We start from the raw sequence: 14,234 nt of genomic DNA, 5'->3' as shown, positions 1-14,234 counted from the left end.
CGCGTAGTGCTGAGGCCCGGCGCGCCTGCGTCGTGCTGAGGCCGGGGCGCGCCTGCAAGCCCGAGGGCCGCGACCGGCAGCGTTCGCCGGGAAGGGCCGGCAGTTCGCATGCCTAGAATTTCTTGGTGAACGCCTCCCTCCGTATCCCCGTCTCCGACGCCCTGCGCAGCGCCCTGGGCGAGCTGCTTGACGGTCTGCCGCCCCGGCAGGCCGCGCAGGCCGTGGACCGGCTGATCGCCAGCTACCGGGGGCGGACCCCGACCGACGCGCCGGTCCTCCGCGACCGCGCCGACGTCGCCGCATACGCCGCCTACCGGATGCCCGCGACCTTCGAGGCGGTACGGTCCGCCCTGGCCGGGCTGCGCGCCGCGGCTCCCGGATTCGCCCCCCGTACCCATGCCGACATCGGCGGCGGCACGGGCGCGGCGAGCTGGGCCGTCGCCGAGGCATGGGCGGCGGCGGAGCGGCAGGGCGGGCCGCCGCCGCGCACGACAGTGCTCGACTGGGCCGAGCCCGCGCTCGCGCTGGGCCGGGAGCTGGCGCAGGCCTCGGGCGTGCCCGGACTGGACGGCGTCGAGTGGCGGCGCACCCGGATCGGACCCGCGCTCCGCATCGACGACACCGACCTCGTCACCGTCTCGTACGTCCTCAACGAGCTGACGGACGAGGACCGCGCGGCCGTGGTGGACGAGGCGTCGCGTGCGGCGCAGGCCGTCGTCGTGGTCGAGCCCGGCACCCCGGACGGTTACGAACGGATCATCGAGGCCCGCGACCGGCTGACCGCGGCCGGGCTGCGCATCGCCGCGCCCTGCCCGCACAGCGCGCGCTGCCCCATCGAGCCGGGCACGGACTGGTGCCACTTCTCCGCCCGGGTCAGCAGGTCCTCCCTGCACCGGCAGGTCAAGGGCGGGTCGCTGGCGTACGAGGACGAGAAGTTCAGCTACGTCGCCGCCGTGCGGTTCCCGGCGGACCCGGCGCCCGCGCGGGTGACCCGGCGGCCGCAGATCCGCAAGGGGCAGGTGCTGCTGGACCTGTGCGCGGAGGAGGGGCTGCGGCGGGAGACGGTGGCGAAGCGGGAGGGGGCGAGGTATAGGGCGGCGCGGGATGTGGGGTGGGGGGATGCGTGGTCGCCTGGGGCGGCGGGCCGGTAGGCGGTGTCGGGCGGGGCCTTTCCCCTACCGCTCCCCTTCCCATAACCGGGGGCTCCGCCCCCGGACCCCCGCGCCTCAAACGCCGGCGGGGCTGAGTGTGCGCTTGAGGACACGGCCGAAGGCCGTACGGGGGTCTGGGGGCCTGCCCCCAGTTACGGGAAGGGGTGGGGAGGGGAGAAACCAACGCCTACGGCGACGGGCAGCCCGCCGCCCGCAGCTCCTGCGTGCAGCACTTCACGCTGCCGCCCCCCTTCAGCAGCTCCCCGAGATCCATCCCGATCGGCTCAAAGCCCCGCCCCCGCAGCGGCTCGAACAACCCCGTCGCCGCCTGCGGCAGCAGCACATGACGGCCGTCGCTGACCGCGTTCAGCCCGAGCGCCGCCGCGTCCGCCTCCTCGGCGATGAGTGCGTCGGGGAAGAGCCGCGCGAGCACCGCCCGGCTGCCGGGCGAGAACGCCCCCGGGTAGTACATGATCTCGTCGGCCTGGTCGTCCAGCACGCTCAGCGCGGTGTCGAGGTGGTAATACCGCGGGTCGACCAGCTCCAGGCCGATCACCGGGCGGCCGAAGAACTCCTGCGCCTCGTCGTGGGAGAGCGGACTGGACCTAAAGCCGCGCCCGGCCAGCAGATATGAGGCGGTGACCGCGAAGTCGCCCTCGCCCTCGTTGACATGGGCCGGCTCATGGATTCCGGTGAAGCCGTGCGCCCGGAACCAGTCCAGATGGACCGCCGCCTCGGGAGCGCGCTCCACATGGGCGAAGCGCGCGCCGAGCACCCGGCCGTCGACCACGGTCGCGCCGTTCGCCGCGTAGACCATGTCGGGGAGATCGGGCCGCGGGTCGAGCAGCTCGACGGTATGGCCCAGGGAGCGGTAGCGCTCGTACAGGTCTTCCCACTGCGCGAGGGCAAGCGGGAGATCCACGGGCTTGGCCGGGTCCATCCACGGGTTGATGGAGTACGTGACCTTGAAGTGCTCGGGCGGGCACATCAGATAGCGGCGCGGCGAGGCGACGCGGTCGGCGGCGTCCTCACGGGGCGTTGGGCGCAAAGAGAGCTCCTCACGTTCGGCATGGGGCACAGGTGCACAGGGTGTGTGCGTGCAGCCATGGTGCGGCCTGAGACGCCATCCTGCTGTGCCCCGTTCGAGTGATTCACCCCCTTGTGCTTGACGTGTCGCGTGCGATTCGGCTGTGAGACATTCACCACATGGCGCTCGACCGCATGGCGCTCATCGGCAAGACGAACCGTCTCGGTTCGATGCCAGTACATTGACCGACATGACCCACCGCAAGGCGCCCGACTCCAGCCGCCGGAGCGAGGCCTCCCGACGTGCCATCTACGCCGCCGCCCTGGCCCTCGTCGGCGAGACCGGCTACCCGAGGACCACCATCGAGGCAATCGCCGCCCGCGCGGGCGTCGGCAAACAGACCATCTACCGCTGGTGGCCCTCCAAGGCGGCGGTACTCCTCGACGCCTTCCTCGACCTCGCGGAGCAGGCGGCGGACGCCGCCGCCGAGCCCGGGATCCCCGACACCGGCGACCTCGAAGCCGACCTCAAGCTGGTGCTCCGCGCCACCGTCGACGAGCTGAACGACCCCGCCTACGACGCACCGGCCCGCGCCCTCGCCGCCGAGAGCGTGATCGACGCGCGGCTCGCCGCGGAGTTCGTCACCCGGCTCCTCGAACCGCAGCTCCAGCTGTATGTCACACGCCTCACGTCGGCGCGGGAGGCCGGCCAGGTCCGGGCCGGAATCGATCCGCGCATCGCCCTCGAACTGCTCGTCGGCCCGCTCGCGCACCGCTGGCTGCTGCGCACCCTCCCGCTCACCCACGACTACGCGGACACCGTCGTCGACTGCGCCCTGTACGGCCTTGCGCCGCGGCGCGCGAGCCGGGCATAGCGGACCCCGGTTGCTGACTCGGGTCACCCAGGGCGCAGGATGGTGGGACCATGGCAGGGACCGCAGGGGCGAGGACTTAAGTCTGTGAGGGGATACATGGGCGACGGCATCGGCCGCCATCGCGGCACGGGGAGCGGTGCGGAGTCCGGCACGGAGGCCGGGACGGGAACAGAAGCCGGTACAGGAGCAGGGACGGGTACGGGCGCAGGGACGGGGACGGGCGCGTGGCCGGCGGGCCGCGCCTCGGCCGCGGGGAGCAGACCCGAGAGCCGCCTCGCCCAGTGGCTGCGCAGACGCCCCAGGTCCGCCAGGAAGGCACAGGCCGACGCCCCCGACCGCGAGTCGCTGCTGCTGGCCGTCGCCGCCGCGGGACTGCCGCTGGCGCCCGCCGCGTACCCCTCCGGATACCGCTGCTCCTGTGAGCGCATCGGCTGTCCCACCCCCGCCAGGCACCCGGTCTCCTTCGCCTGGCAGACGCAGTCGACCACCGACCGCGCACAGATCGCACGCTGGGCGCAGGCCCAGCCGGAGGCCAACTTCATCACGGCGACCGGAATGGTCCACGACGTCCTCGACGTGCCCCTGGAGGCGGGCCACAGCGCGCTCCGGCGGCTGCTGGAGCGGAACGTCGAGGTGGGCCCGGTCGCCGAGTCCGGCGACGACCGGATGCTGTTCTTCACCGCCACCCGCGGAACCCCCGAGGAGGAGGACGAGTGGTGGCCCTGCGAGCTGGACTGCCACCCCGAGACGATGGATGAGCATCCGGGGCTGCGCTGGCACTGCCGCGGCAGCTATGTCCTGGTGCCGCCCGCCCGGCTGCCCGACGGCCGGGAGGTGGCCTGGGTGCGCGGACCGGAGCATCCGCTGCCCGATCCGCTGACGCTGCTGGAGTCGCTCACGGACGCCTGCGCGCGGTACGCGGGCGAGAACGCGGAGCCGGACCGGCACGAGGTGGCCTGGCCGCTGAGCCGCTGACGCGCGGGGCCGTTGAGCCCCTGAACCGCTGACGCGCCGGCCGGTGGGGGCCGCTGAGCTGTTGAGCCGCTGACTCGCCGCTGAACCCCGGGAGCTCTACGAACCCTTCGCCGCCGTCAGCCCCGCCAGCCTGCCCAGCACCTTCACCTCGCCGCCGCCCGCGCCCGCCGCGGGCACCGTCACCGCCTGGCTGGAGACCCGCTCCTTGGTGAGCGTGGACTTCACCTCGCCCGACAACAGCGCCTGCACATCCGGGTGTACCTTCAGCCGGACGCCCTTGGCGGCCGTCTGCCGCTCGAAGCTGCGCATCGAGAACAGCACGAACGCCCCGCCGTCCTCGGTGGCCAGCCCCAGCGGTGCGAAGGCGCCCTCGTTCAGCGCCTGGTCGCGGTGCTGGGTGGAGATCCCCGGCAGATTGGCCGACTTCTCGCGGCCCGCCCGCCAGCCGGAGGTGTGCGGACCCTCCTTGAAGCGGGCCGGCTTCCCGCTCTGCAGATATCCGGCGTACTGCTCGCTCAGCTCGCCGGGGGCGACCGCCACCGCGGAGCTGTCGGCGGCGACGGGCTCGGCATAGCCGTCCTCATCCGTCGTGAACTCCGGGATCTCGTCCAGGGTGAGCACCGACAGATACGCGGCCCGCCAGGTCTGGTCGGGGCCGGTGCGGATGAAGGCGAGCAGCCAGCGGGTGTCCTGATCGCCCCCGTCCTCGTCGCGGTTGGAGTCCGTGTCCGCGATGAACCAGCGCGGCCAGCCCGCCTTCTTGGGGATGACGAACCGGGCGTCCGTCAGCTCCAGCGGCTTGTGCGACGGATTGCCGTCCGGGTAGTTGACCTGGCGGGAGGCGAGCCCCGCCTGGTTGATCGCGCCGAGCGCCCCGGTGACCACATGCGCGTCGAGGGCGGGGTCGTACGCCCTGTCGGCCGCGTTGTACGCCTCGGTGAAGGCCAGGAGCGCCTGCGCCGCCTCATCCTCTGTCACCGCGGGGACGACCGCCCGCTCACCGTGCACGGTCACGCATCCGCTCGCCGCCAGGGACAGCGCCACTGCCGCCGCGAGCCCTGCCGCCGCCCGACTCAGCCTTCTCATCGGTTGCCTTCTGCTCCTCGACCCCCACTGACCGCCGCAACCCTACCGGGGTCCGGAATCGGCGGTCAGCGGGGACCGTTCGGCTGTGGACGACGGCGGAGCGGGCCGCTCCGGAAGCACCAGCGGCACCCCGGTGCGCGGATGCGGCACCACCTCCACCGGCTGGCGGTAGACCCGGCTGAGCAGCTCCGGGCCGAAGACGCCGGAGGGCGGGCCGCAGGCGGCGATGACGCCCTCGTGCAGCACGGCGACCCGGTCCGCGTACGCCGCGGCCAGGCCGAGGTCGTGCAGCACGACGACGACCGCGTCCCCGGCCTCCGCGCGCTGCCGGGCGAGGCGCAACACCAGCTCCTGATGGCGCAGATCGAGCGCGGCGGTGGGCTCGTCGAGCAGCAGCAGCGGCGCTCGCTGAGCGAGTACGCGGGCGAGGGCGACGCGCGCCCGCTCCCCGCCGGACAGCGCGGAGAAGGGCCGGTCGGCGAAGCCGGTCACCTCGGTCGCCGCCATCGCCTCGGCGACGGCCGCGTCGTCCTCGTCCGCACGGGCCGTCCCGGTCCACGGCGTACGGCCCATCCGGACGACCTCCGCCACCGGGAACGGAAAGGAGAGCTGGGCGGACTGGGGCAGCATGGCGCGGCGCAGGGCCAGCTCGGGCGCGGACCAGTCGGCGGCGGGCCGCCCTGCGATCCGTATCTCCCCCTCGGCCGCGGGCAGATCGGCGGCCAGCGCGGCGAGCAGCGTCGACTTGCCCGCGCCATTGGGTCCGACGAGCGCGAGGACCTCGCCCGCGCGGGCGGACAGCTCCACGCCCCGCAGCACCGGACGGCCGCCCAGCCGGATGTGCAGGGCGTGTGCCTCAGCCAGTACGGTCCCGGGGGCGGCGGGGAAGGGCAGCGCGCGGGCGTGCCGCGGGGCCAGGAGCGTGCACAGGGTGCGCCGGGTCCGCCAGGCGGCGCGTGCGGTCCAGGGTGCGGCGGCGCTCATGCCCAGCCTCCCTGTCGGCGGCGGGTCCTGCGCAGCAGCCAGAAGAAGAACGGGCTGCCGAACAGCGCGGTGAGCACGCCAAGCGGCAGTTCGGCCGGCTCGGCGACCGTGCGGGCGGCGAGGTCCCCGGCGACCAGGACCAGCGCGCCGCCCAGCGCGCTGGCGGGCACCAGGAAGCGGTGGCCGGGGCCGTTCGCCATCCGCAGCAGATGCGGGACGAGCAGACCGACGAAGGTGATGATCCCCGCTACCGCGACCGCCGCCGCGGTGAGCAGCGCGACGACCAGCACCACGGTGATGCGCAGCCGTTCGACGTCCACGCCGAGATGGCGGGCAGGGCGCTCGCCCAGGGCGAGGAGGTCCAGCTTGCGGGAGTGCAGCGGCGCGAGCAGCAGCCCGGCGGCGGCGCAGGGCAGCACCGCGAGAACCTTGGGCCAGGTGGCCTGGGAGAGCGAACCGAGCTGCCAGAAGGCGATCTGCGTGATCTGCGCGTTGTCGGCGAAGAAGATGAACAGGCCGATCAGCGCGCCCGCGAAGGCGTTCACGGCGATGCCGGTGAGGATGAGCGTGACCACCTCGGTGCGGCCGCCGGAACGGGACATCGCATAGACGAGGAGCACGGTGCCGAGCCCGGCGGCGAAGGCGCATGCGGTCACCGTCCAGGAGCCGAGGAAGCTCAGCCCGAGGGCGATCGCCCCGACGGCCCCGGCGGCCGCGCCCGCGGAGATGCCGATGACGCCGGGCTCGGCCAGCGGGTTCCCGAACACGCCCTGCATCAGCGCGCCCGCGCAGCCCAGGGACGCCCCGACGAGCAGCGCGAGGACGACGCGCGGCAGCCGCACGTTCCACAGCACACTCTCCCCGACCCGGTCGAGCGGCGTCCCGCCGAGCCCTATCCGGTGCTGCAGGGACGCGAGTACGTCCCCGAGGGGGATGTGGTACGCCCCCATCCCCGCGGACAGCAGACATGCCGCGACCAGCGCGCCGACGAGCCCGACGGCGAGGACCGGCCCCGACGCGCCGATGCGCGCTCCCGGGCCTGTGGCACCGCCTCCGGGCGGCTGTGTGCCGGTTTCGTGCGCCATGCTGGTTTCGTGCGCTGTGCTAGGCGCGTCAACGCCGCTGTCCGGGCGCGCGGTTGGTGCCGGGGGCCGCCGGTCTGCGGGCGGGGGCGCGGCCCGGCCGCCGTCCGCCGCGGCGGCCCCGGCGACAACGGCCATGCCGGAGGCGGCTGGCCGGTCCTGACGGGCCCTGGAGCCCCGGCCGGCCGCGCTGCCGGTCATTCGCCGGCCCCGTAAAGCTGGTCCACGATCGACTTGAGCGCCCGGTCGGTGCGGGGGCCGTAGCTCAGGAGGGTGCCGTCGTCCACGCTGATGACGCGGCGGTCCAGGCCCGCGGGGGTCTGGGCGACGCCCGGGATCTCCAGCAGGCCGTCGACGCCGCCGACGGACTCAAGTCCCTTCGTCATCACCAGAATCGCGTCGGGCGCGGCCTTTACGAGGGCCTCGCTGGTGATGGGGGTGAAGTCCTTCGTCAGCCCGGACTCCTTGCCCGCGTCCACCGCGCCTGCCGCCTCCAGCAGGGACGCGGCCCCCGAGTCACGGCCGCCGAGCAGATAGACGGACGAGGAGCCCCGCAGATACAGGAAGGCCACCCGCGGCCGCTCACCGCCGCCCGCCGGTTCCGGGATGTCCCGCTGGACCGCCTCGATCCGCTTCCGCGTACGGTCCTTCAGCTCGCCGCCCGCCGCCGGAACGCCCAGCGCGGCCGCGACCGCGTCGATCCGGGCGTCCACGTCGGACAGCGACTTCGCGGGCTCGACCACCACCAGCGGAATGCCCGCGTCACGGATCTGGGCCACGGCCTCGGCGGGACCCGTGGAGGTGTCCGCGATGACGACGGTCGGCTTCAGCGACAGCACGCCCTCCGCGGAGACGTCATGAGCGCGCGTCACCACGGGCAGATCCCTGGCCTGTTCGAACGTGGCGCTGATGTCACGGGCCACCACCCGCTTCCCCAGCCCCAGCGTGAACACGATCTCGTTGAGCGCCCCCGTCAGCGGAACGATTCGGTCCGCCGAGGTGACGGTGACCTGCCGTCCGTCCGCCGACCGCACGGTCGCCGGCAGCCGCGGCACGGGCGCGGAGGCCAGCGGCTCCACCCGGTCGGCGACGGAGGACGCGGCACCCGTTTTGCCCGACGCGCCCGCCGTGTCCGTCGTGCCTGCCGTGCCTGCCGTGTCCGCCGTACGCGTCGTGCCCGGCGGGCTCGCCGAGCCTCCGCCACCGCAGCCCGTCGCCGTCAGCGTGAGCGCGAGCATCGCGACGAGGGCACCCGCCAGCCGGGAAGTGCGCACCGAGAGCACCGCCTTGTCGTTCGTTCCTGGGCTCGTGCTTTCTGCACAAGCTTGCGATAGCTTAGGTTAGCCTTACCTCACTTTCCAGCTCTTGGAGGGGTTCCATGCTGCCGTCCAGACGGGCCGTCCCCGCGCTCGCCGTCGCGCTGCTCGCCGCACTGGCCGGGGTCCTGCTCCCCGCCGCTGCCGCCGTGCGCACGGCTCACGCGGCGTCCGCGGAGGAACGGACGGTCCAGGGGGGTCGGCTCGACTGGGGCGTCAAGTCCTCCTTCCAGCGCTATGTCACCGGCCCCATCGCGGGCGGCAGTTGGAGCCTGACCGGCGGTGCGGCCACCGTCGGCGGCGGTCAGTTCCGCTTCCACTCCGCCCGGGGCTCGTACGACCCCGCGGCCGGCGCCTTCACCGCCGCCTTCTCCGGCGGAGTCCACTTCATCGGCCACCGCACGTCCGACGGCTCCCATGAACTGGACCTCACCATCAGCCGCCCTGCCGTCCGCATCTCCGGCGGCCGCGGCACCCTCCACGCCGACATAGTGAGCAAGGCCAAGTCCACCGGCAAGGTGGCCTCTTCGGCCCAGGTGCCGCTCGCCTCGCTGAATCTCTCCGGTGTGAACATGAAGGGCGGGACCAGTCCCGTACGCCTCACCGGCATACCCGCGACCCTCACCGCACAGGGCGCGCAGGCGTTCGCCGGCTACTACACGGCGGGGACCCCGCTGGACCCAGTGAGCCTCAGCGTCGACGTCGTCTCCGGCGGCGGTGCGGATCCGAAGCCGGAGTCCACGCCGGAGTCCACGCCGGGGGCGAAGCCGAAGCCCGAGCCTGAGGCATCGGCCAGTCCGTCCGCCACGGCCGGCAGCTCCGCGGCCGGATTCCGCGCCGCCGCCGTCGACTGGGGGGTGCGCCGTACCTTCCGCGAGTACGTCACGGGGCCCATCGCCCAGGGGAAGTGGACCCTGTCCGGGGGCGCCCAGGACGGCGGGGCCCTCTTCCGCTTCCCCCGGGGCAAGGGCGTGTACGACCCCGAGAGGCAGACCCTTGACGCCTCCTTCGCCGGAGCCGTGCGCTTCACGGGGAAGCACCTCGACCTCACGCTGACCGGGATCGCCGTCCGTGTCGAGGAGGGCGGCGGAACCCTCCTCGCCGACGTCGTCCACGAGGGAGCGACCGACAAGGCCGTCCCCCTCGTCACCTTCGAAGCACAGGACTTCACGCCCGAGAACGGCCTCGCCGCGCTGACCGAAGCCCCGGCGGTCCTCACGGAGCGCGGCGCGCGGGCCTTCGGCGGCATCTACCGGGCGGGCACGGCGATGGACCCCGTCTCCCTCGCCGTCGCGGTGGCGGACGGGGCCCAGCTGCCCGCCCTCCCTGACCTGGGCAGCGACACCGCGGCCCCCACCGCGGACGCCTCCGCCGACTCGACGGCGGCCGCACCTGCCACGAGCCCCTCCGCGGCATCGGGCTCCCCGACCGGGGCCTATCTCGCCGCCGGAGCCGGAGTGCTCGCCGCCGTGGCGGCCGCCGCGTACGCCGCCATCCGCCGACGCCGCCGCGCGTCGCCGCGGACGGCCGATCCGGCCGACTCCTGGCCTGACCGGCCAACCTGACCCGGCCGGGCCGGCTGGCGGTCCGACCGGCCGACCGGGCCGATCCGGCCGATCCGGGTCAGCATGGCCAACCGGTCAGCCTGACCCCGCGGGTCCGGGCACCCGGGCGGGCTGGCGGTCTGACCAGCCGAACCGGCCGACTGGGCCGATCCGGTCCACCCGGGCCCACCCCGGGCTGACCCGGCTGGCCGGGGGCCTGGCCGGGCGGCTCTCGGCCTGACTGGTCTGCTCGACTGGGTCGATTCGGCTGATTCGGTCAACTGGCCTGACTGGGCCGATCCGGTCCACCCGGGCCCACCCCGGGCTGACCCGGCTGGCCGGGGGCCTGGCCGGCCGGCTCTCGGTCTGAGCGGTCTGCTCGACTGGGTCGATTCGGCTGATTCGGTCAACTGGCCTGACTGGGCCGATCCGGTCCACCCGGGCCCACCCCGGGCCGGCCCGGCTGACCGGGGGCCTGGCCGGGCGGCTCTCGGTCTGAGCGGTCTGCTCGACTGGGGCCGATTCGGCTGATTCGGTCAACTGGCCTGACTGGGTCGATCCGGTCCACCAGGGCACCCGGCCGATCCGGGACACCCGGCGGCCCGGCCGGGTGGCCCGAATCGAACGGGCCACCCAGCGTGGGTGCCGCCGGCCCGGCATGGTCTAACCGGCCGGTCAGGCCTGACCCTCCACCCGGTCGGCCCGGCCCGGCCTGTGTGGCCCGGTCCACCCGGCCGGGGCGATGTGAGCCACCCCCAACCCATCCCAGAACCCGAGGAGATCACCCGACATGGCAGCCACCCGCCGCCCCCTCGTTCTCGCCGCCGCGGTCGCCACCGCGGCCGCGCTCGGCGCGACCGCCTTCGCTCTTCCCGCGCTCGCGGCCACGGACTCCGTCGCCGCCCCCGCGGCCGCGGCTCCGGGCGCGCCGCCCGTCGAGCTGACGGACGGCACGCTGGAGTGGGGCTTCAAGCAGTCGTTCCGCGCGTATGTCACGGGCATGGCCCACGGCGAGATCACCGCCGCCGACGGCGCGACCCAGGCGCCCGGCAATGGCCCGTTCACCTTCACCGACGGCACGGGCGTCTACGACATGGGCACGCATGCCACGGACACGGACTTCAAGGGCAGCGTTCTGTTCGCGTCCAAGGCCCATGGCTTCGAGATAAAGATCGCTGATGTGAAGGTCCTGACCCAGGGCAAGGGCGGCAGCATCCAGGCCGACGTCACCCTCAACGGCGAGACCCAGGACGACATCGACCTCGCCCGGCTCGATCTGACGAACGTCCGCCCCGGTCAGGGTGACGGCGGGGCGATGGTGTTCCAGGACATCCCCTCCACGCTGACCGCGGACGGCGCGAAGGCATTCAACGGCATGTACAAGGAGGGCGACGCGCTCGACCCGGCCACGCTCTCCGTCAAGGCGGCGGGCGGCGGCAAGCCCACCCCGCCGTCCCCGAGCCCCACGACCAGCGCTCCCACCCAGAAGCCCACCGTGGAGCCCACGCCGACCGCGACCGCCACCGGGCCGGGCACGACCGGGAACCCCAGTGGGAAGCCCACCGGCAACCCGACGACGACGCCTGGGGACAAGCCGTCCACGACCGCCGCGGCCGATCCCGGCGCGATCGTCGGCGGAACGCTCGACTGGGGCGTGAAGAAGAGCTTCCGCTCCTATGTCACCGGACCCTTCGCCCACGGCAAGGTCGAACTCAGCGGCGGTGCGACCGGCTCCGGCGACGGCTACCGCTTCCCCGGCGGCAAGGGCTCCTTCGACGCGGACGCCAAGACGCTCGTCGCGTCCTTCGACGGCGGAGTGCGCTTCCTCGGCCACGAGAAGAACGGCGAATACGCCCTCGATCTCTCCTTCTCCGGCTTTGAGATCGAGGTCAGAGGGACCGGCGGCACGCTTGTCGCCGACGTCGTCACCAAGGACCGCGGGACCGGCGAGACCGCCACGTACGAGAACCTCGGCATCGCCTCCCTCACCGTGCCCGCGGGCGGCCTCAAGGCCGAGAACGGCGTGGTGAAGCTGACGGGCGTCCCGGCGAAGCTCACCGCGGACGGGGTGAAGGCCTTCGGCGGCATGTACAAGGAGGGCGACGCGCTCGACCCGCTGACCGTCGCCGTCTCCCTCGACAAGGACGCCCCGCTGCCGGGCAGCGGCGGCACCCAGCCCCAGACCACCGGCGGCACCACGGACGGCGGCACCACCGGCGGCGCCACCGTGGGCGGCACCACCGGCGGCGCCGGGTCCCTCGCCGCCACAGGCGCGGACATCCCGGCCGGCGCGCTGCTCGCCGCGGCCGGAGGCGTCGCCGCCGCGGGCGCGGGCGTCGTCTACGCGGTACGCCGCAGGAACGCCGCCGCGGTGATCTGACCAGCCCTGCTCCACAGTTCATACACGAAAACCCCCGTCTTCTCAGGGCCGCATCGCGCGAACGAGCGCCGGTGCGGCCCTGAGCCCGCGCCGTCCCCGCTCCGAATGCTTCAATGCCCCGGTGACCGATTTCCGACTGCCCACCGCGTCCGAAGTCCCCGAGGTGTCCGGCACCCCGCGCAACGCCCTCGACGTACTCGACGTGCTGCGCGTCTTCTGCGGCCCGGACGGCCGGTTCGGGAACGCCCTCGGAGTCGTACGCGACCCCCGCGGCTACCCGGACGAACCCGCCCGGCAGAAACTGGCCGCCGAACTCGGCTTCAGCGAGACCGTGTTCGTGGACGACCCCGAGCGCGGCGTCGTCGACATCTACACCCCCGGCGCCCGGCTGGCCTTCGCGGGGCATCCGCTCGTCGGCGCGGCCTGGCTGCTTGACCTGGAGTCCGTCAGCCCGCCGGCCGGGGAGGCATGGGCGCGCAGTGACGGGGAGTTCACCTGGATCGAGGCGCGCGCCGAGTGGGCTCCGCCGTGGACCCTGCGGCAGTACGGCTCCGCGGCGGAGGTCGAGGCGCTCGACGTCCCGCCGCCTGGGGTAGGCGCGCCTCCCACGCACGAAGTGCCGTGGGGGAGGCTCTATGCCTGGGCCTGGCAGGACGAGGCGGCGGGCCGGGTGCGGGCCCGCGCGTTCCCGGGGCGAGAGATTGAGCGCGGCGTCAGCCGCTCCAGTGGAGCCGGTGCTTGCACCGGGGGCGTCGAGGAGGACGAGGCGACGGGCGTGGCTGCGCTGCTGCTCAGCGCACAGCTCGGGCGGGCCCTGAACATCACCCAGGGCCGGGGGTCGCAGATCCTCACGGCCCCCGGCCCCGACGGTGTGGTGGAGATCGGCGGCCGCGTCCGCTTCGCAGACGCGGCGGCCCCTGTCACGCGCTGAGCGGGAACCGCGCCCCCAGCTCGTGGAACACGGCGCTGTTGAACGCGAAGGCCCGCTTGCACTCCTCCACGATGCGCTGCTTCTCCAGATCGTCCACGTCCACCTGGTCCAGCAGCTCGCGGTAACCCCGCTTGAACGCGGCCGGGTTGGGGATCCCCTCGAAGACGTAGAACCGCACGCCGTCGCCCTTGCGGGTGAAGCCCCAGGTCTTCTCCGCCTTGTCGCGGATGATCTGGCCGCCGGAGAGGTCGCCGAGATAGCGGGTGTAGTGGTGGGCGACATAGCCCGCGGGCCAGTCGCGGGCGCACTCCGCGATCCGGGCGGAGTAGACGGCGGTGGCGGGCAGCGGCGTCAGCCCCGTGCGCCAGTCGCCGCTGCCGTCGCCGCCGTCGACGCGGGGGCCGCCGTGGCCGTCGCCGCCGTCAGTCCCGTCGCCTTTCGCACCCGCGTAGCCGCCCGCGACGCCGTACAGATGCGCCAGGTCCCGCTCCAGCGCCGCGGTGCGCATCAGCTCGGGCTGTATGAACGGGCCCGCGACCGGATCGTCCCGCAGCGCTTCCGCCGCCTCCTCCAGCGCCCGGTAGACGAACCAGAGCTGCTCGGTGTAGCGGGTGTACGCGTCCACGCCGAGCCTGCCGCCGAGCAGATCGCTCATAAAGGTGGACGTCTCTGCCTCGGTGTGCGCCTCATGGGAGGCCACACGGATGAGCGTCGAGAAGGGCGTGTCCAAGGCGGGCCTCCGAGGGGCCGAAGTGGGACGGGAAGCCGACGGGCGTCGCACGCGCCGCGCGCACGCCCGCTGACATCGCAGATCTTCCTACTTAGGTAAGCCTAAGTCAACCGCTTTCCCGACGGCCTGTCGGTAAATGTGTACCCGCCCGTGG

At 73.7% G+C, this 14,234-nt stretch carries 12 protein-coding genes; 6 read left to right on the top strand and 6 right to left on the bottom strand.

The window, feature by feature from the left end; all coding sequences use genetic code 11:
• Positions 1–125: 125 nt before the first annotated feature.
• Positions 126–1,151 (top strand): small ribosomal subunit Rsm22 family protein, encoded by a 1,026-nt coding sequence (locus OF819_RS21830; RefSeq protein WP_267245301.1) that lies wholly within the window; start codon positions 126–128, stop codon positions 1,149–1,151.
• 187 nt (positions 1,152–1,338) lie between these two features.
• On the opposite strand, the gene ddaH is transcribed toward OF819_RS21830, so the two are convergent.
• On the bottom strand, positions 1,339–2,199 hold the full coding sequence (gene ddaH / locus OF819_RS21825; RefSeq protein ID WP_416370591.1) for a dimethylargininase: 861 nt from the start codon (positions 2,197–2,199) through the stop codon (positions 1,339–1,341).
• Between the two features lie 229 nt (positions 2,200–2,428).
• Here ddaH and OF819_RS21820 point away from each other — a divergent pair, with 229 nt between their 5' ends.
• Together OF819_RS21820 and OF819_RS21815 are read left to right on the top strand one after the other, a co-directional pair.
• Positions 2,429–3,052 carry a TetR/AcrR family transcriptional regulator gene (locus OF819_RS21820; RefSeq protein ID WP_267245300.1) on the top strand — a complete coding sequence of 208 codons (624 nt, stop codon included), beginning with the start codon at positions 2,429–2,431 and terminating at the stop codon, positions 3,050–3,052.
• An 84-nt stretch (positions 3,053–3,136) separates the two neighbouring features.
• Positions 3,137–4,027 carry a bifunctional DNA primase/polymerase gene (locus tag OF819_RS21815; RefSeq protein ID WP_267245299.1) on the top strand — a complete coding sequence of 297 codons (891 nt, stop codon included), beginning with the start codon at positions 3,137–3,139 and terminating at the stop codon, positions 4,025–4,027.
• A gap of 96 nt (positions 4,028–4,123) precedes the next feature.
• On the opposite strand, the gene OF819_RS21810 is transcribed toward OF819_RS21815, so the two are convergent.
• The 4 genes from OF819_RS21810 to OF819_RS21795 form a co-directional block, all read right to left on the bottom strand.
• Positions 4,124–5,113 (bottom strand): hypothetical protein, encoded by a 990-nt coding sequence (locus OF819_RS21810; RefSeq protein ID WP_267245298.1) that lies wholly within the window; start codon positions 5,111–5,113, stop codon positions 4,124–4,126.
• Positions 5,114–5,155: 42 nt separating this feature from the next.
• The gene (locus tag OF819_RS21805; protein ID WP_267245297.1) at positions 5,156–6,097 is read right to left on the bottom strand and encodes a heme ABC transporter ATP-binding protein; all 942 of its coding nucleotides are present in this window, start codon (positions 6,095–6,097) and stop codon (positions 5,156–5,158) included.
• The gene (locus OF819_RS21800) at positions 6,094–7,182 is read right to left on the bottom strand and encodes an iron ABC transporter permease (protein WP_323748952.1); all 1,089 of its coding nucleotides are present in this window, start codon (positions 7,180–7,182) and stop codon (positions 6,094–6,096) included. Before OF819_RS21800 ends, OF819_RS21805 begins: the two co-directional genes overlap by 4 nt.
• A gap of 194 nt (positions 7,183–7,376) precedes the next feature.
• Positions 7,377–8,417: a heme/hemin ABC transporter substrate-binding protein gene (locus OF819_RS21795; protein ID WP_267245325.1), complete on the bottom strand. Its 1,041-nt coding sequence runs from the start codon at positions 8,415–8,417 to the stop codon at positions 7,377–7,379.
• 140 nt (positions 8,418–8,557) lie between these two features.
• Between OF819_RS21795 and OF819_RS21790 the strand changes: the two genes are divergently transcribed.
• The 3 genes from OF819_RS21790 (at position 8,558) to OF819_RS21780 (ending at position 13,350) form a co-directional block, all read left to right on the top strand.
• Positions 8,558–10,060, top strand: coding sequence for an HtaA domain-containing protein (locus OF819_RS21790; RefSeq protein WP_267245296.1), 1,503 nt, complete (start codon positions 8,558–8,560; stop codon positions 10,058–10,060).
• Between the two features lie 769 nt (positions 10,061–10,829).
• The gene (locus tag OF819_RS21785) at positions 10,830–12,419 is read left to right on the top strand and encodes an HtaA domain-containing protein (protein ID WP_267245295.1); all 1,590 of its coding nucleotides are present in this window, start codon (positions 10,830–10,832) and stop codon (positions 12,417–12,419) included.
• Positions 12,420–12,582: 163 nt separating this feature from the next.
• Positions 12,583–13,350, top strand: a complete 768-nt coding sequence (locus OF819_RS21780) for a PhzF family phenazine biosynthesis protein (protein ID WP_267245324.1) — start codon at positions 12,583–12,585, stop codon at positions 13,348–13,350.
• Here the strand turns inward: OF819_RS21780 and OF819_RS21775 are convergent.
• Positions 13,340–14,080, bottom strand: a complete 741-nt coding sequence (locus OF819_RS21775) for a heme oxygenase (biliverdin-producing) (protein ID WP_267245294.1) — start codon at positions 14,078–14,080, stop codon at positions 13,340–13,342. The genes OF819_RS21780 and OF819_RS21775 overlap by 11 nt on opposite strands.
• Positions 14,081–14,234: the final 154 nt, after the last annotated feature.

The organism is Streptomyces sp. PR69, assembly GCF_026420845.1.
Taxonomy (GTDB): Bacteria; Actinomycetota; Actinomycetes; order Streptomycetales; family Streptomycetaceae; genus Streptomyces.
Note: the sequence above shows the minus strand (reverse complement) of the source record. Positions and strands in the feature narration are given on the sequence as shown.